Source organism: Gemmobacter megaterium, assembly GCF_900156815.1.
GTDB lineage: Bacteria > Pseudomonadota > Alphaproteobacteria > Rhodobacterales > Rhodobacteraceae > Wagnerdoeblera > Wagnerdoeblera megaterium.
Genome location: NZ_FTOT01000004.1, coordinates 248,411 through 275,155, shown reverse-complemented (window position 1 = coordinate 275,155; position 26,745 = coordinate 248,411). Strand labels below are relative to the sequence as shown.

Here is a 26,745-nt window from a genome sequence, read left to right as displayed (position 1 = left end):
CTCGGCCCCAGCACATCGCCTGAGAAGGAATGAACATGGCCAAAGTCATCGGTATCGACCTCGGCACCACGAACAGCTGCGTTGCCATCATGGACGGGTCGCAGCCCCGTGTGATCGAGAATTCGGAAGGGGCACGTACCACGCCCTCGATCGTCGCGTTCACGGAAAGCGAACGCCTGGTCGGTCAGCCCGCCAAGCGGCAGGCCGTGACCAACCCCACCAACACCGTCTTTGCCGTCAAACGTCTGATCGGCCGCCGGACCACCGACCCGGCCGTGACCAAGGACAAGAAGCTGGTGCCCTATGCCATCGTGGATGGTGGCAATGGCGACGCATGGGTCGAAGTGCGGGGCGATAAGTTCAGCCCGGCGCAGATCTCTGCCGTGATCCTTCAGAAGATGAAGGAAACCGCCGAAAGCTATCTGGGCGAAACCGTCACGCAAGCCGTGATCACGGTTCCGGCCTATTTCAACGACGCACAGCGCCAGGCCACCAAGGACGCGGGCAAGATTGCGGGCCTCGAAGTGCTGCGCATCATCAACGAGCCGACCGCAGCCGCCCTGGCCTACGGGCTGGACAAGAAGGAATCGCGCACCATCGCGGTCTATGACCTTGGCGGCGGTACGTTCGACATCACCATCCTGGAAATCGACGACGGCCTGTTCGAAGTCAAATCCACCAACGGGGATACGTTCCTGGGCGGTGAAGACTTTGACATGCGCATCGTGACCTATCTGGCCGACGAGTTCAAAAAGGAACACGGTGTCGATCTGACGCTGGACAAGATGGCCCTGCAACGCCTGAAAGAGGCGGCGGAAAAGGCCAAGATCGAGCTCTCCTCCAGCCAGCAGACCGAGATCAACCAGCCCTTCATCAGCATGGACCGCAACACGGGCCAGCCGCTGCACATGGTGATGAAGCTGACGCGCTCCAAGCTGGAATCGCTGGTCGATGACCTGATCAAGGCCTCGATGAAGCCTTGCGCCGCTGCGCTCAAGGATGCGGGCCTGTCGAAAGGCGACATCGACGAGGTGGTGCTGGTCGGCGGTATGACCCGTATGCCGAAAGTGGTCGAGGAAGTGACCAAGTTCTTCGGCAAGGAACCGCACAAGGGCGTGAACCCTGACGAGGTTGTGGCGCTGGGCGCCGCGATCCAGGCGGGTGTGCTGCAAGGCGATGTCAAGGACGTGGTCCTGCTGGACGTCACCCCGCTGTCCCTGGGCATCGAGACGCTGGGCGGCGTGTTCACCCGTCTGATCGACCGCAACACCACGATCCCGACCAAGAAAAGCCAGGTCTTCTCGACCGCCGAGGACAATCAGAACGCGGTGACGATCCGCGTGTTCCAGGGCGAGCGGGAGATGGCGGCCGACAACAAGATGCTGGGCCAGTTCAACCTGGAAAACATCCCCCCGGCACCGCGTGGGATGCCGCAGATCGAGGTGACCTTCGACATTGACGCCAACGGCATCGTGTCGGTTTCCGCCAAGGACAAGGGCACCGGCAAGGAACAGCGGATCACCATCCAGGCCTCGGGCGGTCTGACCGACGCCGAGATCGAACAGATGGTGCGCGACGCCGAGGCGAATGCCGAAGCCGACAAACAGCGCAAGGAACTGGTCGAGGCGAAGAACCAGGGCGAAAGCCTGCTGCATTCGACCAAGAAATCGCTGACCGAACATTCGGAAAAGGTCGATCCTTCGACGGTCGAAGCCATCGAACTGGCCATGTCGCCGCTTGAAGATGCGCTGGCAGGGCAGGATGTCGGCAAGATCCGCAGCGCGATGCAGAACCTGACCGAAGCCGCGATGAAGCTGGGCGAGGCGATCTACAAGGCCCAGGCCAGCGACTCGGATGGGGAAGAGCAACGTCCGGGCGCCGACGAAGATATCGTCGATGCCGATTTCGAGGACTTGGGCGAAGACCGCAAGCGCCGCTGACAAGGGCGGGCGCAGGCGGGGGCGGTCCTGAAAGGGGCCGCCCCCTTGCCTTGGCCCAAAGGGGTAGACAATGGCAAAACGTGACTTCTACGAAGTACTTGGCATCGCAAGGGGCGCATCCCCCGACGAGATCAAGAAGGCTTACCGGCAGAAGGCCAAAGAGCTGCACCCCGACCGCAACCAGGATAATCCGCAGGCGGAAGCGCAGTTCAAGGAAGCGAACGAGGCCTATGACGTCCTGAAGGACGAGCAGAAAAAGGCGGCGTACGACCGTTTCGGCCATGGTGCCTTTGAAGGTGGCATGGGCGGCGGCGGCGGGGGGCGGGGGGCGGGCTTTGGCCAGCAGGGCGATTTCGCCAGCGCCTTTTCCGATGTGTTCGAGGATCTGTTCGGCGATTTCATGGGCGGGCGGGGTGGCCAGGGTGGCCGTTCGCGCGCGCAACGCGGATCGGATCTGCGCTACAACTTGCGCGTGACGCTGGAAGAGGCGTTCAAGGGTGTGCAAAAGACGATCTCGGTCCCGACTGCCGTAAGCTGCGAATCCTGTCATGGGACGGGCGCCGAGGGCGGGGCAGAGCCGGTGACCTGCCCGACCTGTTCGGGCTTGGGCAAGGTTCGGGCGCAACAGGGATTTTTCACGATCGAACGCACCTGCCCCACCTGTGGCGGCGCCGGGCAGACGGTCAAGAACCCCTGCCGGGCCTGTGGCGGTGCCGGACGGGTCGAGAAAGAGCGCACCCTGTCGGTCAACATTCCTGCCGGGGTGGAAACCGGCACCCGGATCCGGCTGGCCGGAGAGGGCGAGGCGGGTCTGCGTGGCGGTCCGACCGGGGATCTGTACATCTTCATCGAGGTTCGCGAGCATCCGATCTTTCAGCGTGACGGGGCGCATCTCTATTGCCGGGTGCCGGTTTCGATCACCACCGCTGCCATTGGCGGCGAGGTGGAGGTTCCGACCATCGACGGTGGCCGGTCCAAGGTGAAGGTTCCTGCCGGAAGCCAGACCGGCAAGCAGATGCGTCTGCGCGGCAAGGGGATGCCTGCGTTGCGCGGCGGCGGGATCGGTGACATGCTGATCGAACTGGCCGTGGAAACGCCGGTGAACCTGACGGCGCGGCAGCGTGAGCTGCTGATGGAATTCGACCGGCTGTCAGAGGACAACAATCCCGAAGGATCCAGTTTCTTTTCCAAGGTGAAAAGCTTCTGGGACGGCAAGCGCTAGGGACGCGGGGGTCTGGCCCCCGCTGTTCCTGTGGCGCGGGCGGGCGCGCGCCGTGACCCACGCAGCCTGGTGGCGCTGTTAACGCCATGTTCATCTTCCTTGTGCAAGCTCGGGGCATGACCCGACAGTTTGCCGAAGCCCCCTTGCCGCTGTTCGACCCCGCCTCCGGGCCGGAGGATCCGGCGCTGTTGCCGCTGGAACGGGGCGCGCGGCTGCCCTCCTACATCAAGGATCACCGCGCGCGGTTGCGGGCGCGGTTCATGGCCGGTGGCGCCGCCGCCCTGCCGGATTATGAAATGCTGGAACTGGTGCTGTTCCGGGCCATTCCCCGTCAGGATGTCAAGCCACTCGCCCACCGCTTGCTGACGACGTTTCACGACTTCAACGGGGTCATCTCGGCCCCCTCCGCGCGGCTCGAAACCGTCGAAGGCGTGGGAGAGGCGGTGATCTGCGAGTTGAAAGTGGTCGAGGCGGCGGCCGCGCGGCTGGCGCGGGCGCGGGTGTTGAACCGCCATGTCCTGTCGGGCTGGGATGCGCTGCTGGATTACTGCCATACCACGATGGCACATCGCGCGACTGAACAATTCCGCGTGTTGTTCCTGGATCGCAAGAATGTGCTGATCGCGGATGAGGAGCAGGCCCGCGGGACGGTGGATCATGTGCCGGTCTATCCGCGCGAGGTGGTCAAGCGTGCCCTTGAACTGGATGCCAGTGCGATGATTCTGGTCCACAATCACCCCAGCGGCGACCCCACACCATCAGAGGCCGATATCGTGATGACCCACCGCATCCGCGACGCGGCAGAGGCGCTGGGCCTGGTGTTGCACGACCATATCATCGTGGGGCGGTCCCGCGAGACGAGCTTTCGCTCGCAAGGTTATTTGTAGGACGGTGGCGCAATGGCCCCGCTGCCCGTATCAGCGGATGGGACGCAGCCAGACCTCGACCCTGCGGTTGGCATGTCGGCCGCCCGCTGTGTCGTTGCAGGCGATCGGCATTGCCGCGCCCAGGCTTTCGCTGCGCAGAACCACCGTATCGGGCAGGTCGGGGGTCGCCGCCAGCAAGGCATCGCGCACCGCATCGGCGCGGGCTAGTGCTGCCGACCGGCTGTGCGCAGCCGACCCGGCACCGTCGGAAAAGCCCACCAGCACCACCTCCTGCCCGGTAAGCCGGGCGGTTGCCAGATAGGCCGACAGATCGCTCAACGCGCTGCGTGCAGCGGCATCCAGCGCGCCGTTGCGGCGATCAAAGCGAAAGGTCGGGGCCAGTCGCGTGCCGTGCGTCAGCGCGGCCAGCGCGGCCTGCCGGTCTGCCAGTGCGAGGGCGGGGTTCGGATCGGCCAAGGTATTGTACAACCGGATACCCGCCGCATCCAGCGATTGGCGCAGCATGGGCGAGGCGGCAGGCAGTCCGGCCGTGATCAGTGCCGCCTGTCCGACGGGCGACGCGAGGTGGTCGGCAAGGGCACGGGCGACGGGCGGCAGGCGGCGCCCGGTTTCGATCCAGGACACCGGCAGCAACAGCGGATGGTCGCCCGCCGCAGCGGCAAAGGGCGACAGATCCGCCATCAGGCCGCAGCCCAGCACGATGTCGCGCGCCATCAGGCCCGGCGGCAGGGGTAAGGGCAGCAACGCGATGCCCCAGGGGTCGCGCCGCAGTGCGGCGGCCAGCGTCTCAGGATCGTGCGCGCGTTCTGAAGTCGCGCGCAGCGGGCCGAGCGTCTGCGTCGTTGCCCGGTCGATACTGCCTTGAGCGGGCAGGCTGTGCCAGACAAGCGGACGGGGCTCGCTGGTCAACATTGCCCAGTCGCCGCCTTCGGCCCGCTGCCGGCGCAGGGCCTGCATGTTCAATGGGCCGGTGGGCGCATGAGGCGATGTGGCGGGCACCATCGGCAGATGCGCGACCAGCCGTCCCGCCGGTTCGGCCACCGCCAGCGCGGCATCGGCATCGTCGGCGGCCAGCACGGGCGTTGCAGGGCCGCTCAGCGGGCGCAGGCGCACCCGCAATTCCGGCTTGGGTCCATGGGCCAGTTCCAACAGGGGGCCGCGTTCCTCCAGGCTCATGCCCTCGGATCGGGCAAAGCTGCGGATCAGCGGCATCAGCACCCGGTCGGCCAGCCAGGGTTCGACCGCAATCCGCAGCTCGGGGGCAAACCGGGTCAGGTCCGGGCAACCGGGGCCCGTGCAGTCGACGGCTGCGGCATCCACGCTCAGACGGCCCCATTGGGTGTCGATGCGATAGATCAGGCCATCATAGCTGATCAGCCGCCCCGCAACGGACAACCCGCCCCCACGGGAGGTAAGCGTCGCATCCTGCGCCATCGCTGGCGTGCCAAGGCAAATGCAAAGCGCGGCGGTTCTGGCCGCCGCGCGAAAGACTGCGTGCATGATATGCTCGGGGTTTCCCTAGTTGGAGGCGAGTTTCTCTGGTGCGACGGGATTCGGCAAGACCACGTATTCGCCCACCGCCTCGCATCCCGGCATCTCGATCATCAGATCGCGCAGCGTGATATGCCCCGCGCTGAGCTGTATCGTCTCCCCCAGGATTTCGCGGCCGCAGGTGGCGGTGGTGACGGCAGATTCAATGGTCAGATCCACCTCATCGGAAAGGGCACGAACCCCGGCGGGATAGGTGTAGACCTCTGCCAGCAGCGGGCGTTGCGTCGTGGAATCGCCCAACTGGCTGAGAAACCCGCCCTCGGCCGTCGGCCGGGCCGCACTATCGCCAAAGACTTCGGCCCCTGACTGGCGGATGAAGGCGTGAAGCTGGAACGCATCGCCTTCCATCCACTGCACGCCGAAACGCTCGAACCGGGCGAGATCCGGCACAGCGATGGCCTGGCTGACCTGTGTTCCATCGGCGAAGGCAAGGGTGATCTCGGCAGGATCGCTTAGGGCGGGAATCGAGGCGATCAGGGTGCCAGCGGCGGAGGTATGGCCCGTGACCACCAGCCCGCCATGCCGGATCGTGACCCGCTGATCCGGGCGGCACGCCGCCAGAAGGCCCAGGTCGATCATGGCGCCGGGCTGGGCGATCAGGACCATGTCATCGGAACAGGCCGGTTCAGCCTCGACCACCTGTGGCGCGGGGTCGGTGACGACCACCTGCGCCGCAGGTTCCGCGACAACCGGCGCCGGCTCTGTGACCGGGGGGGAGAGTTCGGCGGTCTGGCCCGAATCGGGCACAACAGGCCGGGGCAGGGGAAGGGCGGCAGCCCCGGCGAATGCGGGTGCCACCGGATCGACAGCGGCCGCAATCCGGGGGCCTTGCGACCCCACCGGCTGACCCTTGTCCTGCGATTGCATCACAAAGCCGGTCACGCCGGCAACTGCCACGATAGCCGCCACCCGAACGATTCGTTGCTTGTTCATCTGCCCGCTCCATCACCTTACGGCACAGGACCATATTGGCGATGGAAAGCGGCAACAGAGTGGCAGCGATGGGGAAACAATCGGCCGTCAGGTCAGCTTGCCGTGGCAATGCTTGAACTTGAGGCCCGATCCGCACGGGCAGGGGTCGTTCCGGCCCGGATTGCCCCAGGTGGCCGGGTCGGCTTCGTCAAACCCGGCCAGTTGCTGCTGCGGTGCCTCGGCGGCGGGGCCTTCCAGCGGCGCAGGGGCCTGCGCCATCTGCTGCTGTGCCACCATCTGGCGCATCATCTCAGCGCGTTCGTCTTCGGTCAGCGGGCGGATGCGCGACAGGTGCTGCGTGACGTCGGCCCGCAAGGCGTTCAGCATGGATTCGAACAGCGCAAACGCTTCGGTCTTGTATTCGTTCAGCGGATCGCGCTGGGCATAGCCACGGAACCCGACGACCGACCGCAGATGTTCCAGCGTCAGCAGATGCTCGCGCCATTTGGCATCGATCCCTTGCAACAGCAGTTGCTTTTCGATGTCGCGCATCGTCTCGGGCCCGAAGGCTTCGGCCTTTTCGGCCATCATGGCATCGGCGGCTTCGACCAGGCGGTCACGGATCGCTTGCTGGTCCACGCCTTCTTCGGCGGCCCAGTCGGCGATCGGCAGGTCCATCGTCAGCTTGTCGCGCAGGGCATTTGCCAGGCCGGAGACATCCCACTGATCGGGATAGGATTTCGGCGGCATGTACTGATCGACCAGATCCTCGATGACCTGATCGCGCATGTCGGCCACCGTTTCGGACAGATCCTCGGACCGCATGATGTCAAGCCGCTGGCCAAAGATGGCCTTGCGCTGATCGTTCATCACATCGTCGAACTTCAGCAACTGCTTGCGAATGTCGAAGTTGCGCGCCTCGACCTTGGCTTGCGCCTTTTCCAGCGACTTGTTGACCCAGGGGTGCACGATGGCCTCGCCATCCTTCATGCCCAGGGTCGTCAGCATCTTGTCAAGCCGTTCCGACCCGAAGATGCGCATCAGATCATCTTCCAGCGACAGGTAGAATGCCGAGCGGCCAGGGTCGCCCTGACGGCCGGAGCGGCCGCGCAACTGGTTGTCGATGCGGCGGCTTTCGTGCCGTTCGGTGGCCAGAACGAACAGGCCGCCCGCAGCCTTGACCGCCGCCTCGTCCCCGGCATGGGCCGCCTCGACTTCGGCGCGGATTTCGTCGGGGTGGCGCTCGGGGTTGGCGGCGATAGCCTCCATCACCTTGAATTCGACATTGCCGCCCAGCTTGATGTCGGTACCGCGCCCGGCCATGTTGGTGGCGATGGTCACGGCGCCAAGTTTGCCGGCATCGGCAACGATCTTGGCTTCCTGCTCGTGCTGGCGGGCGTTCAGAACATTGTGGGCGACACCCGCCTGTGTCAGCAGCGCCGACAGCATTTCCGATTTCTCGATGCTGGTGGTGCCGACAAGGATCGGCTGGCCCTTGGCGTTGGCCGCCTGGATTTCCTTGACGATGGCGTCGTATTTTTCGCGCGCGGTGCGATAGACGGCATCATGTTCGTCCTTGCGGGCGACAGGCCGGTTCGTCGGCACCTCGACCACGCCAAGGCGATAGATCTCCATGAATTCCTCGGCCTCGGTGGCCGCAGTGCCGGTCATGCCTCCCAGCTTTTCGTAAAGCCGGAAATAGTTCTGGAAGGTCACACTCGCCAGCGTGGTGTTTTCCGGCTGGATCTGCACGCCTTCCTTGGCCTCGATCGCCTGATGCAGGCCGTCGGACAGGCGGCGGCCCTTCATCATGCGGCCGGTGAATTCGTCGATCAGCAGAACCTCGCCGTCGCGGACGATATATTGCTGATCCTTGTGGTAGAGTTTGTGCGCCCGCAATGCCTGGGTGACATGGTGCACGATGGTGGTCGATTCCGGATCATAGAGCGACTGGCCCTCGGGCAGGATGCCTGCGTTCAGCAGCGCCTGCTCGATGAATTCGTTGCCGTCGTCGGTAAAGGTGACGCTGCGCTGTTTCTCGTCCAGCTTGAAATGGTCCTCGCCCACGGCGGGGATCACCTTGTCCACGGCTGTGTAAAGTTCCGAACGGTCCTGCGAGGGGCCCGAGATGATCAGCGGCGTCCGCGCCTCGTCGATCAGGATCGAGTCGACCTCGTCAACGATGGCAAAGTAGTGGCCGCGCTGGGCCATGTCTTCCAGCCGGCCCTTCATGTTGTCGCGCAGATAGTCGAAGCCCAGCTCGTTGTTGGTGGCATAGGTGATGTCGCAACGATAGGCGGCGCGCTTTTCTTCCTCGGGCTGCCAGGGGACGACAACGCCGGTGGTCAGCCCCAGCGCGGCATAGACCTTGCTCATCCAGTCGGCATCGCGCTTGGCGAGGTAGTCGTTCACCGTGACGACATGCACGCCCTTGCCGGTCAGCGCATTCAGATAGGCCGGAAAGGTTGCCACAAGGGTCTTGCCCTCGCCGGTCTTCATTTCGGCGATATTGCCCTGATGCAGGAAGATGCCGCCCTTCAACTGCACATCGAAGGCCCGCAGCCCAAGCGCCCGCCGGGCCGCCTCGCGGCAGTTGGCAAAGGCTTCGGGCAGGATGTCATCCAGGCTTTCGCCCTTGGCGACGCGCTCCTTGAAAAGCTGGGTGCGTTCTTTCAACCCGTCGTCGGTCAATGCCTGAAATTCCGGCTCCAGCGCGTTGATCCTGGCGATCAGCGGGCGAACCGATTTGACCTTGCGGTCGTTCGGCGTGCCGAAGACCGCGCGCGCCAGTGTTCCGAAACCGAGCATCTGTCTACGTCCCTTGGGAACGGCGCCGCCGTTCGTGATCCGCCGTGCGTGGTGCGCGGGCTTGCCCATGCCCCCCGCCTTGCCTAGAAGAGCATTCAGGAGCAGGCATCCCCGCCACGCGACCCTCCGCGATGTAAGGGGCTGTCCGCAAGGTGTCAACGCCGCCAAGGTTCGCGGTATGCAGGGGATGGGCAATGAAACTACATGCAGGCGGCTTTATTCTGGCGGTTCTCGGGGCGACATGGGCCTTTGAAGCCACCGCGCAGGATGCTGCAACTGTCGTGGCCAAGGTCAATGACACTGAAATCACCCTGGGCCATCTGGCGGCGCTGCGTGCACAGCTTCCCGCGCAATATCAGCAGTTGCCCGCGGATGTCCTGTTCCGCGGCCTTCTGGATCAGGTGATCCAGCAGACCGCGCTGTCGCAGGATGCCGCGAAACTGATCACCAAACGCGACGAACTGACGCTGGAGAATGACCGCCGCGCCTATCTGGCCGGGCTGGCACTGCAAGAGTCGGTGAAGGCGGCCATCACGGACGAGGCCATTCAGGCGGCCTATGACGCCCGCTTTGCGACGGCAGAGCCGGGGACCGAATACAACGCGGCCCATATTCTGGTGAAAACCGAAGAAGAAGCGGCCAAGCTGAAGACCGAGATCGAAGGCGGCGCCGATTTCGCCGAACTCGCACGCCAGCATTCGACCGATGGGGCCGCGGCGGGCGGCGGGTCGCTGGGATGGTTCGGTCCGGGCATGATGGTCAAACCCTTCGAGGATGCGGTTGTCGCCCTGAAGGCTGGCGAGATCGGCGGGCCGATCCAGACCCAATTCGGCTGGCATCTGATCAAGCTGAACGAAACCCGCGTGGCCGAGGCCCCTGCGCTGGAGGCGGTGCGCGAGGAACTGGTCGCAGAACTGGAACAGGCCGCTGTCGAGGCCCGTATCAAGGCGGCGACCGACGGTGTGACCGTCATCCGCAGCGACGAGGGGGTCGATCCCGCGTTGCTGAACTCTCCCACGCTGTTCGGCAATTGAGAGGCGCCGTCATGGGCAAGAAGGACTGGAAGTCAAAGGCGAAGGGGCTGAAGAAAAAGCTCTCGAAGCTTTCGGCCCGCGTGGAAAAGGCGGCGGGGGATACTGCCGCCGCCGTGGCGGGGGCTGCCGGGGCTGCAATGGTCAAGGTCAACACGCCCTCGGCGGTGTCGCCGCTGGCGCCGGCCGCGTTTCCTGAGCTGCCCGTGATCGGTGGGGTCGAATTCGCATCGGCCGCCGCCGGAGTGCGCTACAAGGGCCGCACCGATGTGATGCTGGTGCGCCTTGCCCCTGGCACGTCGGTTGCCGGCGCCTTCACCCGTTCCGCCACCCGTTCCGCCTGTGTGCTGGATGCACAGGCCAAGCTGTCGACCAAGGTTTCCGCCGAGGGTGCGGCGATCCTGGTCAACTCGGGAAATGCCAATGCCTTCACAGGCGCCGCCGGTCAGGCCAGTGTCGATGCCCTGACCCAGGCCGTGGGCGACAAGCTCGGCCTTCCCGCCGCGCGCGTTTTCACCTCGTCCACGGGCGTGATCGGCGAGCCGCTTCCGCATGACCGTATCACCGATGCGCTGGACGATCTGGTCGCGGGCTTGTCGCCAGAGGGCATCGCAGGGGCGGCCCGTGCGATCATGACGACCGATACCTTCCCCAAGGGGGCGGCCGCCGAAATCGACGGCGAAGGCGGCCCGATCCGCATCGCGGGTATCGCCAAGGGGTCGGGCATGATCGCGCCCGATATGGCAACGATGCTGGTCTATATCTTCACCGATGCAAGGATCCCGCCGGGCGTGCTGCAAAAGATGGTCAGCCGCCAGGTGGATGATACGTTCAACTGCATTACCGTCGATAGCGACACGTCGACCTCCGACGCGCTGATCGTGGCCGCGACTGGCACCAGCCCGGCCGCCGAGATCAAGGATTTGCGCGGCAAGACCGCCCGCGACTTCGAAGCCGCGTTGCGCGGGGTGATGATGGACCTCGCGCATCAGGTCGTGAAGGATGGCGAAGGGGCGACGAAGTTTGTCGAGATCCGCGTGACCGGCGCGGCGGATGCCCCGGATGCGCATCGCGTGGCCATGGCCATTGCCAATTCGCCCCTGGTCAAGACAGCCATCGCTGGTGAGGATGCCAACTGGGGCCGTATCGTCATGGCCGTCGGCAAATCGGGGGCCAAGGCAGACCGCGATCTGTTGTCGATCCGTTTCGGGGACATCCTTGTTGCCGAAAAAGGCTGGCGCAACCCGGAGTATTCCGAAGACGCAACTTCGGCCTACATGAAGAACCAGGAACTGCTGATCACCGTCGATCTGGGCCTTGGAACGGCAGAGCGCAGGGTCTGGACCTGCGATCTGACGCATCGCTACATCGACATCAACGCCGATTACCGCTCCTGAGCGGCGTTGCGCCCCGATACCCCGGCAGGCATTTGCCGGGGTATCGGCGAGTGCGACCTTCAACTGCTGCCGGGGGTGGGCCGCCGCTTGGCCTGCCGCCCGCAAGGGACTGCACGCCATGAAACTCCTCCTCGTTGCCGCTGTCGCCCTTGTCGATCCTGACGGGCGTGTTCTTCTGGCCCAACGGCCCGAGGGCAAGTCCATGGCAGGGCTGTGGGAATTTCCCGGTGGCAAGGTCGAGCCGGGTGAAACGCCCGAAGCGGCGCTGGTCCGGGAACTGCGCGAGGAACTGGGCATCGACACCTGGGCCAGTTGTCTGGCCCCGCTGACCTTCGCCAGCCATGGGTACGAGGGGTTTCACCTGCTGATGCCGCTCTATGCTTGCCGCCGCTGGCAAGGGACCGTCATGCCCCGCGAAGGGCAGAGGTTGAAATGGGTCCGCCCGGCCCAACTGGCGGAATATCCGATGCCCCCCGCCGATATCCCGCTTATCCCGATCCTGCGCGACTGGCTGTAGCCCCCAATCAAAAGGCGCCCGGCAGGGCGCCTGATGGAGGATCCGGTCGCCCGCAGGGCCATTGCGCCTATGCGGCGGCCTGTGGCCGGTTTTCGGTCAGGATCGCATACAGTGTTGCAGCCTGTCCATTGGCGCGCAGTTTGGCGCAGACATTGGCATCGCGCATCGTGCGCGAGATCAGTGCCAGTGCCTTCAGATGCTCGACGCCGCTGTCCTTGGGCGCGAACAGGGTAAAGATCAGGTCGACCGGCTGGCGGTCCACACTGTCGAAATCCATCGGCTTTTCCAGACGGACAAAGACGCCGACAATGCGGTCCAGCCCTTCCAGCCGGGCATGGGGCAGGGCGATGCCGTGGCCCACGCCTGTGGGGCCAAGGCTTTCGCGTTCCAGCAGTCCATCGACGGCGACGCCGGCGGTCAGGCCATAGACGGCCGCAGCCACCTCGCCCAGATCCTGGAAAAGCCGTTTCTTGCTGGTCATACCGGCCAGCACGCGCACGGCTTCGGGTTTGAGGATTTTAGCGATGTCCATGTCGATCCGTTGCCGGGGGGCAAAGGCGCGCCTGAAAGGCGCGCCCGCCGCCGTTATTTGCTGTTGCGGGGGTCGATCCAGCCGATGTTGCCGTCTTCGCGGCGATAGACCACGTTCACCCCGCCATGTCCTTCGTTGCGGAACACCAGAAGTTTCTGGCCTGACAATTCCAGCTGCATCACTGCTTCGCCGACCGAGACCTCGGGAACCTTGGTCTCCATCTCGGCGATCACGATGGGCTGGAGCATGTCATCGGACTCTGACGATTCGTCCGGCTCCTCGGTCGCGGCGAGGATATACGAGGCCCCGGCCCCGAATTCAACAGGCTCCGATCGCCGATTGTGATGGTCGCGCAAACGGCGCTTGTGGCGGCGCATCTGCTTGTCCAGCCGCTCGCGGCAGCTTTCGAAGGCGGCATAGATTTCGGCGGCCTGGCCCTTGGCCTGGGCCGTCAGGCCCGTGGACAGATGGATGGTCGACTCGCACACCAATTCATGGGCGTTGCGCGAGAACACCACCACTGCTTCGGTCGGGCGCTGGGCGTATTTCTCGACGGTTTCTCCCAGCTCTGCCTTTACATGGGTCTGCAAGGCTTCGCCAATGTCGATGTGCCTGCCACTGATCTGATACCGCATGTCGCCTCCTTCGCGCGGGTCGGCCGGGTGTGTCCCGCAGGGTGCGGGGGCCCGTGCCTTGGGGTCGTGGGGGTCGGGGCCAGCCGGTCCGCCTGCCGGTCTGCGGCGTCGCGCAGCGGGGCGGGAATTCTTGTCCTGAGGCTGGCTCGGTGTGCACGCATCGGCTCATTTGGCGCCACGATCACGCCAGTTGTCAACTGCCACGTGCTGACAATCCGCCGCAGGGCGGGGGGTTGCCGAAAGGTCACGAAACCCGGAAGCTCTGGCCCAGATAGACGCGCCGCACATTTTCGTCGCGCACGACTTCGTCGGCGGTGCCAGACATCAACACCTTGCCATCATGCAGGATATAGGCGCGATCGACGATTTCCAGCGTTTCGCGGACGTTGTGATCGGTGATCAGAACACCGATGCCACGGTCCTTCAGATCGTGGACCAGATGCCGGATATCGCCCACGGATATCGGATCGACCCCCGCAAAGGGTTCGTCCAGCAGAACATATTTCGGTGAGGCGGCCAGACACCGGGCGATTTCCACCCGGCGCCGTTCCCCCCCCGACAGCGACAGGGCAGATGCCCGCCGCAGATGGGTGATGGAAAACTCGCTGAGCAACTCCTCCAGCCGTTCGCGGCGATGGTGGCGGTCAGGCTCGGTGATTTCCAGCACCGCCATGATGTTGTCCTCGACCGACAAGCCCCGGAAGATCGACACTTCCTGCGGCAAATAGCCCAGGCCCAGCCGCGCGCGGCGATACATCGGCATCGTCGTCACGTCGCGGCCATCCAGCACGACCTGCCCGCCTTCGGGTGTGACCAGCCCCGCGATGGCATAAAAGCAGGTCGTCTTGCCCGATCCGTTCGGTCCGAGCAGCGCCACAACCTCGCCGCGGCCCAGGGTCAGGTTCACATCGCGCAGCACCGGCCGGCGCTTGTAGCTCTTGCGCAGCCCGGTCACGCGCAGCCCGGCACTGCCTTCGGCCACCGACAGGCCGGCGCGGGGGGCGTCTTCGATCCGGGCCATCAGTTGCCGCCCTTCTGCCCCGGCTGGAATACGGTGCGGACACGGCCCTGCATCTCTCCGGTGCCGGCGCGCAGGTCGGCGACCAGCCGCTCGCCCGCGATGGTCGAGGGGCCTTGGGTCAGCAGCACCGATCCGGTCATCACCAATGCGCCTGTCGCCACCTCGTAGGTCGCTTCGGCGGCCTCTGCGGCCTCTGCGCTGGTTGCAAGCATCACCCCGCCGGTCGCGTGCAGCCGCCGGATCCCCTGACCGCCGTCGCCATATTCGACCGTCACCTTGGCCGCCGCCATCCGCAGGGCGCCCTGGATCACGACGACATTGCCGTCAAAGCTGGCCTGTCCGCTGGCGTTGTCGACCTTCAGTGCATCTGCCGTCACCTCCACCGGGGCGCCGGTGTCCTGTTGCAGACCGCCAAAACCCACGGACATGCCTTGCGCCCCGGCCATGGCAAGCTGGGCGATCAGGGCGACGGCGGAGAGCAGGGCAAGGCGGGGGATCATCGCGGATGTCTCATGGAGCCGGAACCGGCGGCGGCAGGGGCGTTTGGGGCTGATATAGCAGCTTGACCCCGCCGTTGAAAACCAGAACCTCCCGTCCGGGCTCTGCCCCCCTCGTCAAGGTAAAGCCGCCAGCCTCGATCTGTCCTTGCGGCCCGGTGGCCGTGACCGCGCCGGGGCTGCGCAACTCGCTGCGGTCCAGGCTGGCCTGCACCTCGGCACTGTCGATCCGGTAGCCCTCGGGGGTCTCTACGCGCACGGCGCCCGCCAGAACCAACTGCCCGGCGCCGGGGTCGATACGGGCCTCTTGGGCCGCGACACGGGTTTCGCCACCGTCAGGGGCGATCAGGCGCAGCAGCGGGGCCAGGGCGCGTGCGCCATTTCCGGTGGCCGGGGCGCCGGGAAAGGCGGTTTCGGCGGAAAACACCACTTCATCGCCGTCGCGTGTCACGCCGCTGTAGGTTGGCGCTGTCAGACGCGGCTCGCGCAGCAACTCACCGATATCGACCTGCGCATAGGGCAGGGCGGCATCCGGGTCGTGGCCGCGCGACAACAGGAACAGCATGGACAACAGCACAAGTGCCGTCAGCGGAAGTGCAACCTTCAGCGCGCTGACCAGCCGGGAATGCGTGTTGTCCCCCAGCATCGCCATGGCCTAGTGCTGATAGATGTCGGCGGTCTGGTCCCACCCCAGCAGGTCCAGTTCCGCCCGCGTCGGGAGAAAGGCGAACAGCCGCTCTGCCAGGTCCAGCCGGTCCTCTCGGATCAGCCGCGATTCCAGTTCGGCCTTGAGCTTGTGCAGATACAGGACGTCTGACGCGGCATAGTCCTTTTGCGCATCGCTCAGAACCGCCGAACCCCAGTCCGAGGTCTGCTGCTGTTTGGAGATATCCACCCCGACCAGATCGTTCAGCAGGTATTTCAACCCGTGACGGTCGGTATAGGTGCGGATCAGCTTGGAGGCGATCTTGGTGCACCAGACCGGCGCGGTTGTGACGCCGAAGGCCTGTTTCATCGCGGCAATGTCGAAACGTCCGAAGTGAAACAGCTTGAGCACGGCCGGATCGGTCAGCAACCGTTCCAGATTCGGCGCGTTGGTCTGGCCGCGGGCGATCTGGACCAGATGGGCATTGCCATCGCCGGACGACAACTGGACGAGGCACAGCCGGTCGCGGCGCGGATCCAGCCCCATGGTTTCGGTGTCGATGGCGACGACGGGGCCAAGGTTCAGGCCGTCGGGCAGGTCGGACTGGTAGAGATGAACGGCCACGGGCGGGCTCCTTCGCTGGGGCTGGCCCGGCATAGCGGCGGCGGCGGGCGGGGTCAACGCCGACATGGGGCGGGCAGGCGCGACGGGGCGCGTGCCGCCATGGACCGGCCTCGCACGGGCCCCAGCGAGGCGCCCCCCCCCAGGATATTGAACGCGCGGCCATTCTGCGGGTCTCCGGGGTGCGGCCCATTGACCCCGCCTGCGACAAGGTTCACCCTGAGATCGCGCAGGCCGGTCAGGGCCGGTTCTGCGGTCTGGGAGGTCGAGCCATATTGCCGGACTATGAAACCTGTTGGAGTGCGCGATTCCTGTGTCGGGCGCGCGATTGACCATGTCTGAAGTGCCACATTCCCAATCGCCGTTCGCGCCGCTGCGGCATCCGTATTTCAAGCTGATCTGGCTTGCCACCCTGGTGTCCAACCTCGGTTCTCTGGTGCAGGGGGTCGGCGCGGGCTGGATGATGGCGGAACTGACGCCATCGCATGACATGGTGGCGCTGGTGCAGGCCTCGACCACGCTGCCGATCATGATGCTGGCGATTCCGGCAGGGGCGCTGGCCGACAACATCGACCGGCGCAAGGTGATGCTGGCGTCGCAGGGGTTCATGGCGGTGGTTTCGGCCCTGCTGGCCTTTTCCGCCTGGCAGGGCCTGCTGGGGCCATGGAGCCTGCTGGTCTTCACGTTCCTGCTGGGCCTTGGTTCTGCCATGCATCTGCCGTCGTGGCAGGCGTCGGTCCGCGATCTGGTGCCGCGCGCGGATCTGGCGGCGGCGGTCACGCTGAACTCCATGAGTTTCAACCTGATGCGGTCGGTCGGTCCTGCCGCAGGCGGATTGCTGGTGGCCTGGGCCGGCCCGTCGGCGGCCTTTGCGCTGAATGCGGTCAGCTATCTGGCGCTGATCTATGCCTTGGCGCGCTGGCGTTTGCCCGCCGAAGAGGGGCGCCTGCCGGCCGAGCGGTTGGGCAGCGCCATCACCATCGGGCTGCGCTATGTGCTGTTGTCGCCCAATCTGATGCGGGTGATGGCGCGGGGCTTTGTCTTTGGCTTTACGGCGGTGGTGCTGCTGGCGTTGCTGCCGGTGGTGACGCGCGATCTGTTGCTGGGCCAGGCCTCGACCTATGGGATGTTGCTGGGCGCCTTCGGGCTGGGGGCGATCGGGGGCGCGCTTGGCAGCCCATGGCTGCGCCGCAAGCTGGGGATCGAGGCGATTGTCGCCATCGCCTTTGTCGTGTTCGCGGCGGGCACGGCGATGGTCGCGCTGTCGTCCCATCTGGCGCTGGCTCTGCCCGGTCTGCTGATCGCGGGGGCGGCCTGGGTTCTGGCGTTGTCGCTGTTCAATGTATCGACCCAATTGGCAACGCCGCGCTGGGTGGTGGGGCGCGTTCTGGCGATCTATCAGACATCCACCTTTGGTGGCATGGCGCTGGGCAGTTGGGTCTGGGGCGGGTTGTCCGAGGTCTGGGGCACCATTCCGGCGATGCTGGTGGCGGCGGGGCTGATGCTGTTGGGGGCGGCGCTGGGCCGGGTGATACGGATGCCGGATTTCTCCGAGGTGGATCTGGATCCGGCGAACAGGTTCCATGAACCGGCGCTGCGGCTGAACCTCAAGGCGCGGTCGGGGCCGATCACCGTCATGGTGGATTGGGACATTGCGCCCGAGAATACCGAGGCATTCCTGGCCGAGATGGTGGAGCGCCGCAAGGTCCGGCTGCGGGATGGCGTTCGGGACTGGTCGTTGATGCGGGATCTGGAAAACCCCGATATCTGGATCGAATGCTATCATGTTCCGACCTGGACGGATTACATCCGCCACAACCAGCGCCGCACGCGCGCCGATGCGGCGAATTATGACCGGCTATTGTGCCTGCACCGCGGGCCGGAGCGTCCGCATGTGCACCGCATGATCGAACGTCGGGCTGTGTCGGCGCATGATGACATGCCGATCATCGAACGCCCCAAGACCCTGTAGCCCTGTCGGCTTTTGCGAAATGCGAAAGTTGCATTGTGCAAAACGGCTCCGGCTCTATTGCAAAACGCGAAGGGGCGGCCGGTCCCGGCCACCCCTTGCCCCCTTCCTGCCGGGACGATCTTGGGCTGTCGTCCTCGGTGAAGTCCCGATCCGGGTGGCGCCCTGCCCGGAACGTGCTGTCCGGCGCGCACAGACCTGGGCTCGCGTCGGATCAACCTGACGGAGCCGTGGCGTATCACGCAAATGTCATGTCCCGCGCCCTGGCACTTTCGCGCCGGAGGCTGCGGGAAATGGGTGGATCAGGTGACAGATGGCCGGATTCATGGGTGGATTCCCACCCATTTACAGCGGATCTTCGCTGGCGTCCGGGGTTTCGAGGATCAGCCGCCGGTCAAGTTCGTGGCGCTGCATCTTTTCATAGAGCGTCTTGCGCGAGATCCCGAGGGATTCGTAGACCGCCTTCAGGCGCCCGCCATGTGCGGCGATGGCGCCCGCGATCAGGCTGCGTTCATAATCGGCCATGCGGTCTGCCAGCCGGGTGCCGGTGGGGGCGGCGGCACCACGTGCGCCGGTGGTGTCCAGCGGATCGAGATTGAGGACATAGCGTTCTGCCAGATTGCGCAGTTCACGCACATTCCCCGGCCAGTCCCGCGTGGCCAGCGCCGACAGGCGCTCGGGCAGCACATCGCGTTCTGCAATACCATGGCGGGCCGCCGATTCCCGGACCAGTTGCAGAAACAGCAGCGGTATGTCCTCGCGCCGGGCCGAGAGCGGGGGCACGTGCAGCACCGCAACATTCAACCGCCAGTACAAATCCTCGCGGAAGGCGCCCTGCGCCACGGCGGCGGCCAGATCCGTCTTGCTGGTGGCGACGAAGCGCACGTCAAGCGGCACTGGCTCGTTCGATCCCAGACGGGTGATGACCCGTTCCTGCAAGACGCGCAGCAGCTTGGCCTGAAGTTCGGTCGGCATGGAGCCGATTTCGTCCAGCAGCACCGTTCCACCGCGGGCATGTTCGAATTTGCCAAATCGTGGTCGCAGAGCGCCAGGAAAAGCCCCGGCCTCATGCCCGAAAAGTTCGCTTTCGATAAGTGCCTCTGGCAGGGCGGCACAGTTTATGGCGATGAAGGGGCGCCCGGCACGGGCAGAGATGTCATGCAGCGCGCGGGCGACCACCTCTTTGCCCGCGCCGGTGGGCCCGATGATCAGCGTATCGGCATCCGAGGCGCCAATCGCCCGCAGGCGATAGCGCAGATCCACCATCACCTGGGTCCGGCCCGGCAGGCGGGCTTCGATGTCGTCCCGCTTGCCTGCAACCGCGCGCAGGCGGCGGTTCTCGATCACCAGCGCACGATGATCGGCGGCGCGGCGCAGCACGGTGGCAAGATCCATCACGACAAAGGGTTTTTCGATGAAGTCATAGGCGCCCTTGCGCATCGCCTCGACCGCGAGCTGCACTTCGGCGTGACCGGTCACAAGGATCACCGGAATTTCGGCGTCCATCTCGTGCAGGCGGGCCAGCAGGGTCATGCCATCCATTGCCGGCATCCGGATGTCGCTGACGACGACCCCGTTGAAGCCGGGGCTGGCAAGCGCGAGCGCCTCCTCGGCGGAGGACAGGGCCTCGACGGCAAAGCCGGCCAGTTCCAGCGCCTGGGCCGTCGAATGCCGCATCCCCGGATCGTCGTCCACCAGCAGAATCCGGGTCATGCGGCCACCTCTGACACGGGCAGGGCGGCGGGCAGGACGACGCTGAACTCCGCCCCCGGACCGGCATCCCGCAAGGAAATCTCGCCGCCGAAGTCCTTGACGATGTTGTAAGAAATCGAGAGCCCCAGGCCCAGCCCGACGCCTTTGGTCGTGAAGAACGGATCAAAGATCCGTTCTGCGATCGCCGGGGCAACACCGGGGCCGCGGTCCCGCACCCGGATCACGACCCTGTCGCCTTCCAGTCGTGCGGACAGTGTGATGCGGCGGTCGTCCAGCCCTTCGACGGCATCGGCAGCGTTGGTGACAAGATTCACCAGAACCTGCTGCAACCGCGTGGCACCGGCCATCACCGGCGGCAGGTCGGGCGGCAGATCCACCAGAATCTCGGCGCGGGCCGAGGCAAGGCGGCCCCCGACGATGACCTGGGTTTCTTCCAGCAGGGCGGGCAGATGCACCGGGTCCAGGCGCTGGTTCGGCTTGCGCGCGGCATTGCGCAGGTGGCGGCCGATGGCACCGATACGGTCGATCAGGGACAGGATCAGCCCGATGTTGTCGCGCGCGCGCGCCACCTCGCCGCGATCCAGCAGGATGGCCGCGCTGTCGGCATAGTTGCGGGCGGCGGCCAGCGGCTGGTTGATCTCGTGGCTCAGGGCCGCCGACATCTGGCCAAGGGCGGCCAGCTTGCCCACCCGCACCAGATTGGCCTGAGCGGATCGCAAGGCCGCCTCGGTCGCCTTGCGCTCGGCCACTTCCTGCTCCAGATGCGCGTTGACACGGGCCAGGTCGGCGGTGCGTTCGGCGACCCTGCGTTCCAGATCAGCCTTGGCGCGCGCCTCATAGGCCAGCCGTTCGGCGGCCCGTGCCCGGCGTTGCAAGACGACCAGCCCGCCCACTCCGATCAGGCACAGCGCGAGGGCCACGCCCGCCGTGGCAATGCGCGCATCCGTCAGCGCGCCCGCGCTGTCCAGCAGGACATGCACCGTCCAGCCCGCCGATGGCATGACCTGCGCGGTTGCGACATGATCATGCGGTCCACCATCGGCCATCATGCGCACCAGCGGCACACCGGCCGAATCCGTTGCCGTGACCGGCAGTTCCCGCAGCGCGGCGTCGGAATAGCGGCGCGACGCGGCCGTGCGCGACAGCCGGTCAGGCGTCAGCGGCAGGATGCTGCCATAGAGCCAGTCGGGTTCCGAAGACAGGAACACGATCCCTTCGGGGTCGGTCACGAAGATGCGGTATTCGCTGCCACGCCAGCCCATCTCCAGCGCATCGACGCCGACCTTGACCGCGATGACCCCGGCGATCTGACCCGCGAGGTTGCGAATGGGCGCAGAAAAGTAATAGCCGCGCACCCCCGATGTCGTGCCCAAGGCATAGAACCGGGCCGGTTCGCCTTTGGCAGCGTCATAGAAATAGGGGCGATAGATGAAATTCTGTCCGATGAAACTGTCTGGCCGCGCGTGGTTCGAGGCTGCGATGGTCTCGCCATCCATCCGCATGATGTAGATGTCGGACGATCCCACCACATCGTTGCGATCCTCCAGCAGCCGGTTGATCGTGGCGCGGCGGATCGGATCGTCGGGGAACGTCACCATCAACCGGATCGCATCGAGTTCGGCGAGAAGTTGTGGCGTCACCTCATAACGCGCAAGATAGGCGGCCAGCGCATTGGTGGTCAGCCCCAGCGCGGTTTCGGTGCGGGCCTGCGCTTCGGCCAGATAGCTGCGGCGGGCCTGACGTTCGGCATGGCCGACCGCAACGGCCGTCAGCAGCACGGCCAGGGCAATGGCCAGAATACGTCGGGTGGTGGCGGTCACGCCCGGCTCCTCCTGCAATCAGGCAGAGTTTAGGCGGTATTGCCCGCGCATCCAATGGGCAGTTCAGGCGGCGCGACGGTCGGATATGGCGCCGAACAGCCGCATCACGGCCGCGACCGATTGTGCCTCGTCCAGATCGGTGCGGCGCAGGTTCTGGCGCAGGGCGACCCCGTCAAAGGCCAGGATCAGCGCCTGCACCAGCGCATGGCGTTCGGTCGCCGTGGTGTCGGGCAGGCAGGCGGCCATCATGGCGCCGATGCGGTCCATCGTCCAGTTCAGCAGGTCGGGGCTGTAGTTGTCGCCCGGTCGCGCGGTGGCCAGCGCCTGAACCAGCGTCAGGGTTTGCCCCGAACGGTCCCCGGCGATGCCTTCGAGCAGGCCGCGCACCATCAGGCGCAGCCGGGCGGTTGTGTCCGTTTCGGCCAGCACCTGCGCCTCCAGCGCCTCGATCTGATCGCGGAACCAGGGGTCGAACACGGCAAAGGCGATTTCGATCTTGGACGAAAAATAGACATAGACGTTGGACTGTGAGGTTCCCGCGGCCTTGGCGATGCTGCTGATGGTCGTGGCGATATAACCCTTTTCCTCGAACAGCTTGGCGGCTGCGTCAAGGATCGCCTTGCGGACCTGTTCGTTCTTCACTCGTGCCATGCAGGACCACCTCCTGATAACCGAATGACATTCTCTATTGACAGAATCAAGATATATGTTTTCCCTTTAGAGAACGACGTTCGCTAATGCGCCGCAGAGCGCCGAACCAAGACAGGGAACCAGAATGACCAGCTTCACTTGCCAGCCGGACTCCGTCCGGCGCATCGCCTCCCTTGGCCGCAGGGGTCGGGCATGAAGATCGCCGGGGAATTTCAGGTGGACGCGCCGCAGGATCGCGTATGGGACAAGGTGCGTGATCCGGAACTGATGGTGCAGTGCATTCCGGGTTGCGAAAGCATCGAACAGATCGACCCGATGGCCTATCGCGCCAAGGTGTCGGTCAAGGTCGGGCCGATTTCGGCGCGGTTCAATCTGGTGGTGACGGTACTGTCCGAAGAGGCGCCGCACACCGTGATCTCCCGTACCTCGGGCGAAGAGGGCACGCGCGCCTCGGTCGTCTCGTCGGACAATGTGCTGCGGCTGGAGCCGACGGAAACCGGCGGCACCAAAGTATCCTACGAGGCCGATGTGTCGATGACCGGGCGGTTGGGGAAATTCGGCCTGGGCATCTTTCGCAAGAAGGCAGACCAACTGGCCGATGTGTTCGTCGAGACGTTCCGGCACAAGCTGGAGGTGGCGGCATGACGCAGGTTCTGTTTCCCGACACGCTGGATCAGGCGGTGGCGCTGTTGGCCGATCACCCGGAGGCACGGCCCATTGCGGGCGGGGCCACGCTGGTGGCCATGCGCAATGCCGGGCTGGTGGACAGCAGCCATCTGATCAGCCTGGACCGCATAGCCGGCCTGCGCGGGATCGAGCGTTTGGCAGATGGCCGCCTCCGGGTGGGTGCCATGACCCGTCACGCCGATACGGCCGGGTCGGACCTGCTCACCGGCTCGCTGATGGTGGTGCGCAAGGCGGCCGGGATGATTGCGAACAAGGTGGTGCGCAACATGGGCACCATGGGCGGATCGGTCGCCAATGCCGACCCCGCGGCCGATTACCTGCCCGCGCTGGCCTGTGCCGATGCCGTCCTGTCGTTTCTGGGACCAGAGGGCGCGCGCGATGTGCCGATCCTGGACTATGTGCAGGACTGGTACGAAACCGCGCTGGAACCAGGCGAGATTCTGACCGCCATCACCCTTCCGGCGCCGGAGGCCGCTGCCTCGACCTATCGCAAGATTGCGCGGGTGTCGGGCGATTATGCCACCGCCTCTTGCGCCATGGCGCTGACGGCGGATGGCCAGGGACTGCGGGTGGCGATTGGCGCCTGTGGTCCGGGCCCGATCCGCGACCGCGACGCCGAGGCGGCCTTGCACGGCCATCTGCACGACGCGGGCGCCGTGGCCGAATTCGCCGCCGCGCTGGTGGCGCTGGCCGATCCGGTGGACGACGTGCGGGGCAGTGCCGAATACCGGCTGGCGCTGATCCCGCGGCTGATCACGTTGGTTCTGGCCGAACTCAACCCCGTGATGGAGGCCGCGTGATGGCGAAAAAGGCCCTGTTCACCCTGACCCTGAATGGCGAGGACACCGAGGTGGCAACCGCCCCCGATGCCACGCTGCTGGAAACCCTGCGTGATGGTCTGGGCGTGCTGTCGCCCAAGCGTGGCTGCAATCAGGGCGTCTGTGGCGCCTGCACCGTGCTGATCGACGGCCTGCCCGTGCGCGCCTGCCTGACGCTGACCGCGCGCTGCGAAGGCCACGATCTGCGCACGATGGAGGGGATGAACAGCGATCCCGTCATGGCCACCCTGCAACGGCACATGGTTGAAAGCGGCGGGGTTCAGTGCGGGTTCTGCACATCGGGGATGTTGCTGTCGGCCCGCAATCTGCTGGCGGAAACCCCGCGCCCCAGCCGCGAGACGGTGAAATCCGCGCTGTCGGGCAATCTGTGCCGCTGCACCGGATACCGCACCATCGTGGATGCGGTTTGCAACGCTGCCGAGGAGTTGACGCCATGAGCCTGGATGCCCCCTTTGCCGGCAGCACGGTCGGTAAGCCGGTTGCCAAGGTCGACAGCCTGGAAAAGGTGCGCGGTCAGGCGCAGTACATTGCCGACCTTTATCGCCCCGGCATGTTGCATGGCGCCATTCTGGCCAGCCCGCATCCCCATGCCCGCATCCTTGGCTATGACCTGACAGCGGCGCTGGCTGCGCCTGGCGTGGTGGCCATTGTTACCGGCGATGATGTGGGCGACGGGCGTATGGGCGCCTTTATCAAGGACGAACATGCCATTGCACGCGGCAAGGTGATGTATGTCGGCGAACCCGTCGCCGCCGTCGCCGCCCGGACCGAGGCCGAGGCCCGCGCCGCCTGTCGTCTGATCGAGGTGCGGTACGAGGAACTTCCTGCGGTCCTGTCGCCCGAGGACGGGCTAGCCGAAGACGCGCCGATCCTGCACGAGCATCTGGCCGACTATATCAAGGTGTTCGATGCCGGATCCCAGGGCAACCTGTGCAGCCGCACCAGGCTGGAAGAAGGCAATGTCGATACCGCCTGGGATCAGTGCGATGTGATCGTCGAAGGCGAATATACCACGCAGGCGCAGGCCCATGTGTCGATGGAACCCTGCGGCGCGCTGGCCGAGGTGGATGCGAATGGCCGCGTCACCCTGTGGTCGGCCAACCAGTCGGTGTTCCGCGTGCAGGCCAATGTCTGTGAATCGCTTGGCCTGCCGATGTCGCAGCTGCGCAGCCTGACCCCGCGTGTGGGTGCCGGGTTCGGCAACAAGATGGAGCCGCATATCCAGCCGATCTGCGTCGCGCTGGCGATCAAGGCGCAGCGCCCGGTCAAGATGATCCTGTCGCGCGAAGAAGATTTCGAGATGGTCCGCGCCCGCCATCCGTTCAAGGTATGGATGAAGACCGGGGCACGGGCGGATGGCACGCTGGTGGCGCGCGAATGCCGCGTGTTGCTGGATTGCGGCGCCTTTGCCGACGACAGCCCCGGCGTGATGGGCTATGCGCTGCTGATGAGCGGCGGGCCGTATCGCATTCCGCACATGCGGGCGTCGGGCCAGCTGGTCTATACCAACAAACTGCGGTTCGGCGCCTTTCGCGGATTTGGTAACCCGCAGGTGTTGTTTGCCGGCGAGCAGCAGATCGACCAGATCGCTGAAAAGGTCGGGCTGGATGCCTTTGCCATGCGCCGCAAGAACATGCTGCGCGAGGGCGATACCTGGTTCGTCGGGCCAAAGATCGCCTCGAACGGGTTGGCGCGTTGTCTGGATGTGGTGGAACAGGCGGCCAGCACACCGCGCGCCGATGGCCGCCCGCGCAACTTCGGGCTGGCGGTGTCGGCGCATATCTCGGGCCTGCTGGGCACCGGCGCCATCGTGCGGATGCTGGAGGACGGGACGATCTCGCTCAACACCGGCGCCACGGATATCGGGCAGGGGTCCGATACTGTGCTGGCCCAGATCTGCGCCGAAGAACTGAAGGTGCCGCTGGACCGTGTGGCGGTGGCCAGCCCTGATACCGATGGGTCGCCCTATAACTGGGGCACGACAGCCAGCCGCGTGACCTATACCACCGGGCGCGCGGTCAAGGCGGCGGCCAGGGCGGTGGTGGACAAGGCGATGGACCACGCCGCCGAGATGCTGGAGTGCCCCATCGAGGATCTGGAACTGCGCGAGGGCGGACGCATTGGCCGCAAGGGGGCGAACACCGACCTGACCTTTGCCCAGATCTCGGGGCGTGCGCATTGGGCGGCGGGCGGCCCTATCGTGGGCGCGAACACATTGGTCTTTGACGAACCCACCCATGACCCCAAGCGCGCCATCGCGCTGGGCCTGCCGTTCCCGCGGATCGGCGTGTTCAGCTTTGCCGCCATGGGGGTGGATGTCGATGTGGATCCCGTGTCGGGCCAGGTCAGCGTGCACGAGGCATGGTCGGCGGCCGATGTGGGCCGGGCCATCAACCCCAGGTTGGTCGAGGTGCAGTTGCACGGCGGCTTTGTCCAGGGGCTCGGCTATGCGCTGGTCGAGGAAATGGTCTGGGATGGCGCGCGTTTGGCCAACCCCTCGCTGATGGATTACAAGGTGCCGACGATGCGCGACGTGCCCGACGCGATCCACACCTACATCATCGAGGATCCCGAACCCTCCGGCCCCTTCGGTGCCAAGGGCGCTGGCGAAATCGGGCTGAACCCGGTCGTGGGCGCGGTGGCCAATGCGGTGGCGCAGGCCACGGGGGCCCGGCACCACCACCTGCCGCTCAGCGGCGAACGGGTTCTGAACGGCATGACCGGGGCAGGCGGCTGACCCCGCCCCGGCGCATCGGACGACACCGGGCATGGCCCGGATCCGGCACGACCACCTTACGACGACACGACCCCGGACCAAAACCGGGGCGCACGACCACCCCAACAGGAGT

23 protein-coding genes are annotated in these 26,745 nt (G+C 65.5%); 11 read left to right on the top strand and 12 right to left on the bottom strand.

Annotated features, from left to right (window positions below; genetic code table 11):
- Positions 1-35 precede the first annotated feature (35 nt).
- The 3 genes from dnaK to radC all read left to right on the top strand — a co-directional run bounded on the left by dnaK (position 36) and on the right by radC (position 4,049).
- The gene (gene dnaK / locus BW970_RS11975) at positions 36-1,940 is read left to right on the top strand and encodes a molecular chaperone DnaK (RefSeq protein ID WP_076531579.1); all 1,905 of its coding nucleotides are present in this window, start codon (positions 36-38) and stop codon (positions 1,938-1,940) included.
- A 70-nt stretch (positions 1,941-2,010) separates the two neighbouring features.
- Positions 2,011-3,162, top strand: a complete 1,152-nt coding sequence (gene dnaJ, locus BW970_RS11970; protein WP_076531577.1) for a molecular chaperone DnaJ — start codon at positions 2,011-2,013, stop codon at positions 3,160-3,162.
- A 116-nt stretch (positions 3,163-3,278) separates the two neighbouring features.
- Positions 3,279-4,049: a RadC family protein gene (gene radC, locus BW970_RS11965; RefSeq protein WP_076531575.1), complete on the top strand. Its 771-nt coding sequence runs from the start codon at positions 3,279-3,281 to the stop codon at positions 4,047-4,049.
- Between the two features lie 30 nt (positions 4,050-4,079).
- On the opposite strand, the gene BW970_RS11960 is transcribed toward radC, so the two are convergent.
- From BW970_RS11960 to secA, 3 genes are all read right to left on the bottom strand, one after another.
- Positions 4,080-5,549, bottom strand: coding sequence for an OmpA family protein (locus BW970_RS11960; RefSeq protein ID WP_083701247.1), 1,470 nt, complete (start codon positions 5,547-5,549; stop codon positions 4,080-4,082).
- 18 nt (positions 5,550-5,567) lie between these two features.
- Positions 5,568-6,533, bottom strand: a complete 966-nt coding sequence (locus tag BW970_RS11955; protein WP_076531571.1) for a hypothetical protein — start codon at positions 6,531-6,533, stop codon at positions 5,568-5,570.
- An 87-nt stretch (positions 6,534-6,620) separates the two neighbouring features.
- Positions 6,621-9,320: a preprotein translocase subunit SecA gene (gene secA, locus BW970_RS11950; protein WP_076531569.1), complete on the bottom strand. Its 2,700-nt coding sequence runs from the start codon at positions 9,318-9,320 to the stop codon at positions 6,621-6,623.
- A 194-nt stretch (positions 9,321-9,514) separates the two neighbouring features.
- On the opposite strand from secA, the gene BW970_RS11945 reads away from it, so the two are divergent.
- The 3 genes from BW970_RS11945 (at position 9,515) to mutT (ending at position 12,265) form a co-directional block, all read left to right on the top strand.
- On the top strand, positions 9,515-10,354 hold the full coding sequence (locus tag BW970_RS11945; RefSeq protein ID WP_076531567.1) for a peptidylprolyl isomerase: 840 nt from the start codon (positions 9,515-9,517) through the stop codon (positions 10,352-10,354).
- 11 nt (positions 10,355-10,365) lie between these two features.
- Complete coding sequence (gene argJ, locus BW970_RS11940) at positions 10,366-11,748, top strand: bifunctional glutamate N-acetyltransferase/amino-acid acetyltransferase ArgJ (protein WP_083701246.1); 1,383 nt, start codon at positions 10,366-10,368, stop codon at positions 11,746-11,748.
- Positions 11,749-11,866: 118 nt separating this feature from the next.
- Positions 11,867-12,265, top strand: a complete 399-nt coding sequence (gene mutT / locus BW970_RS11935; RefSeq protein ID WP_076531565.1) for an 8-oxo-dGTP diphosphatase MutT — start codon at positions 11,867-11,869, stop codon at positions 12,263-12,265.
- A 67-nt stretch (positions 12,266-12,332) separates the two neighbouring features.
- On the opposite strand, the gene BW970_RS11930 is transcribed toward mutT, so the two are convergent.
- The 6 genes from BW970_RS11930 to BW970_RS11905 form a co-directional block, all read right to left on the bottom strand.
- A complete protein-coding gene (locus BW970_RS11930; protein WP_076531563.1) occupies positions 12,333-12,797 on the bottom strand; it encodes a PTS sugar transporter subunit IIA in 465 nt (154 codons plus the stop codon).
- A 53-nt stretch (positions 12,798-12,850) separates the two neighbouring features.
- On the bottom strand, positions 12,851-13,432 hold the full coding sequence (gene hpf / locus BW970_RS11925; RefSeq protein WP_076531561.1) for a ribosome hibernation-promoting factor, HPF/YfiA family: 582 nt from the start codon (positions 13,430-13,432) through the stop codon (positions 12,851-12,853).
- Positions 13,433-13,676: 244 nt separating this feature from the next.
- A complete protein-coding gene (gene lptB, locus BW970_RS11920) occupies positions 13,677-14,453 on the bottom strand; it encodes an LPS export ABC transporter ATP-binding protein (protein WP_076531559.1) in 777 nt (258 codons plus the stop codon).
- On the bottom strand, positions 14,453-14,953 hold the full coding sequence (lptA, locus tag BW970_RS11915) for a lipopolysaccharide transport periplasmic protein LptA (RefSeq protein ID WP_076531557.1): 501 nt from the start codon (positions 14,951-14,953) through the stop codon (positions 14,453-14,455). The genes lptB and lptA overlap by 1 nt, the downstream gene beginning before the upstream one ends.
- Positions 14,954-14,963: 10 nt before the next feature.
- The gene (gene lptC / locus BW970_RS11910; protein WP_076531555.1) at positions 14,964-15,602 is read right to left on the bottom strand and encodes an LPS export ABC transporter periplasmic protein LptC; all 639 of its coding nucleotides are present in this window, start codon (positions 15,600-15,602) and stop codon (positions 14,964-14,966) included.
- 3 nt (positions 15,603-15,605) lie between these two features.
- Positions 15,606-16,220 carry a ribonuclease D gene (locus BW970_RS11905; RefSeq protein ID WP_076531553.1) on the bottom strand — a complete coding sequence of 205 codons (615 nt, stop codon included), beginning with the start codon at positions 16,218-16,220 and terminating at the stop codon, positions 15,606-15,608.
- Between the two features lie 331 nt (positions 16,221-16,551).
- On the opposite strand from BW970_RS11905, the gene BW970_RS11900 reads away from it, so the two are divergent.
- On the top strand, positions 16,552-18,189 hold the full coding sequence (locus BW970_RS11900; protein WP_229740502.1) for an MFS transporter: 1,638 nt from the start codon (positions 16,552-16,554) through the stop codon (positions 18,187-18,189).
- Between the two features lie 342 nt (positions 18,190-18,531).
- Here the strand turns inward: BW970_RS11900 and BW970_RS11895 are convergent, their stop codons facing one another.
- The 3 genes from BW970_RS11895 to BW970_RS11885 form a co-directional block, all read right to left on the bottom strand.
- Positions 18,532-19,899: a sigma-54-dependent transcriptional regulator gene (locus BW970_RS11895; protein WP_076531551.1), complete on the bottom strand. Its 1,368-nt coding sequence runs from the start codon at positions 19,897-19,899 to the stop codon at positions 18,532-18,534.
- The gene (locus tag BW970_RS11890; RefSeq protein WP_229740492.1) at positions 19,896-21,719 is read right to left on the bottom strand and encodes a sensor histidine kinase; all 1,824 of its coding nucleotides are present in this window, start codon (positions 21,717-21,719) and stop codon (positions 19,896-19,898) included. The genes BW970_RS11895 and BW970_RS11890 overlap by 4 nt, the downstream gene beginning before the upstream one ends.
- Positions 21,720-21,782: 63 nt before the next feature.
- Entirely contained in the window at positions 21,783-22,370 is a 588-nt protein-coding gene (locus BW970_RS11885; protein ID WP_083701245.1) for a TetR/AcrR family transcriptional regulator, read from the bottom strand.
- 192 nt (positions 22,371-22,562) lie between these two features.
- Between BW970_RS11885 and BW970_RS11880 the strand changes: the two genes are divergently transcribed.
- From BW970_RS11880 to BW970_RS11865, 4 genes are read left to right on the top strand one after another with little or no spacing between them, the layout of a single operon-like run.
- The gene (locus BW970_RS11880) at positions 22,563-23,015 is read left to right on the top strand and encodes an SRPBCC family protein (RefSeq protein WP_076531545.1); all 453 of its coding nucleotides are present in this window, start codon (positions 22,563-22,565) and stop codon (positions 23,013-23,015) included.
- The gene (locus BW970_RS11875) at positions 23,012-23,857 is read left to right on the top strand and encodes an FAD binding domain-containing protein (RefSeq protein WP_076531543.1); all 846 of its coding nucleotides are present in this window, start codon (positions 23,012-23,014) and stop codon (positions 23,855-23,857) included. The genes BW970_RS11880 and BW970_RS11875 overlap by 4 nt, the downstream gene beginning before the upstream one ends.
- On the top strand, positions 23,857-24,333 hold the full coding sequence (locus BW970_RS11870; RefSeq protein ID WP_076531541.1) for a (2Fe-2S)-binding protein: 477 nt from the start codon (positions 23,857-23,859) through the stop codon (positions 24,331-24,333). Before BW970_RS11875 ends, BW970_RS11870 begins: the two co-directional genes overlap by 1 nt.
- Positions 24,330-26,633, top strand: coding sequence for a xanthine dehydrogenase family protein molybdopterin-binding subunit (locus tag BW970_RS11865; RefSeq protein ID WP_076531539.1), 2,304 nt, complete (start codon positions 24,330-24,332; stop codon positions 26,631-26,633). The genes BW970_RS11870 and BW970_RS11865 overlap by 4 nt, the downstream gene beginning before the upstream one ends.
- Positions 26,634-26,745 lie beyond the last annotated feature (112 nt).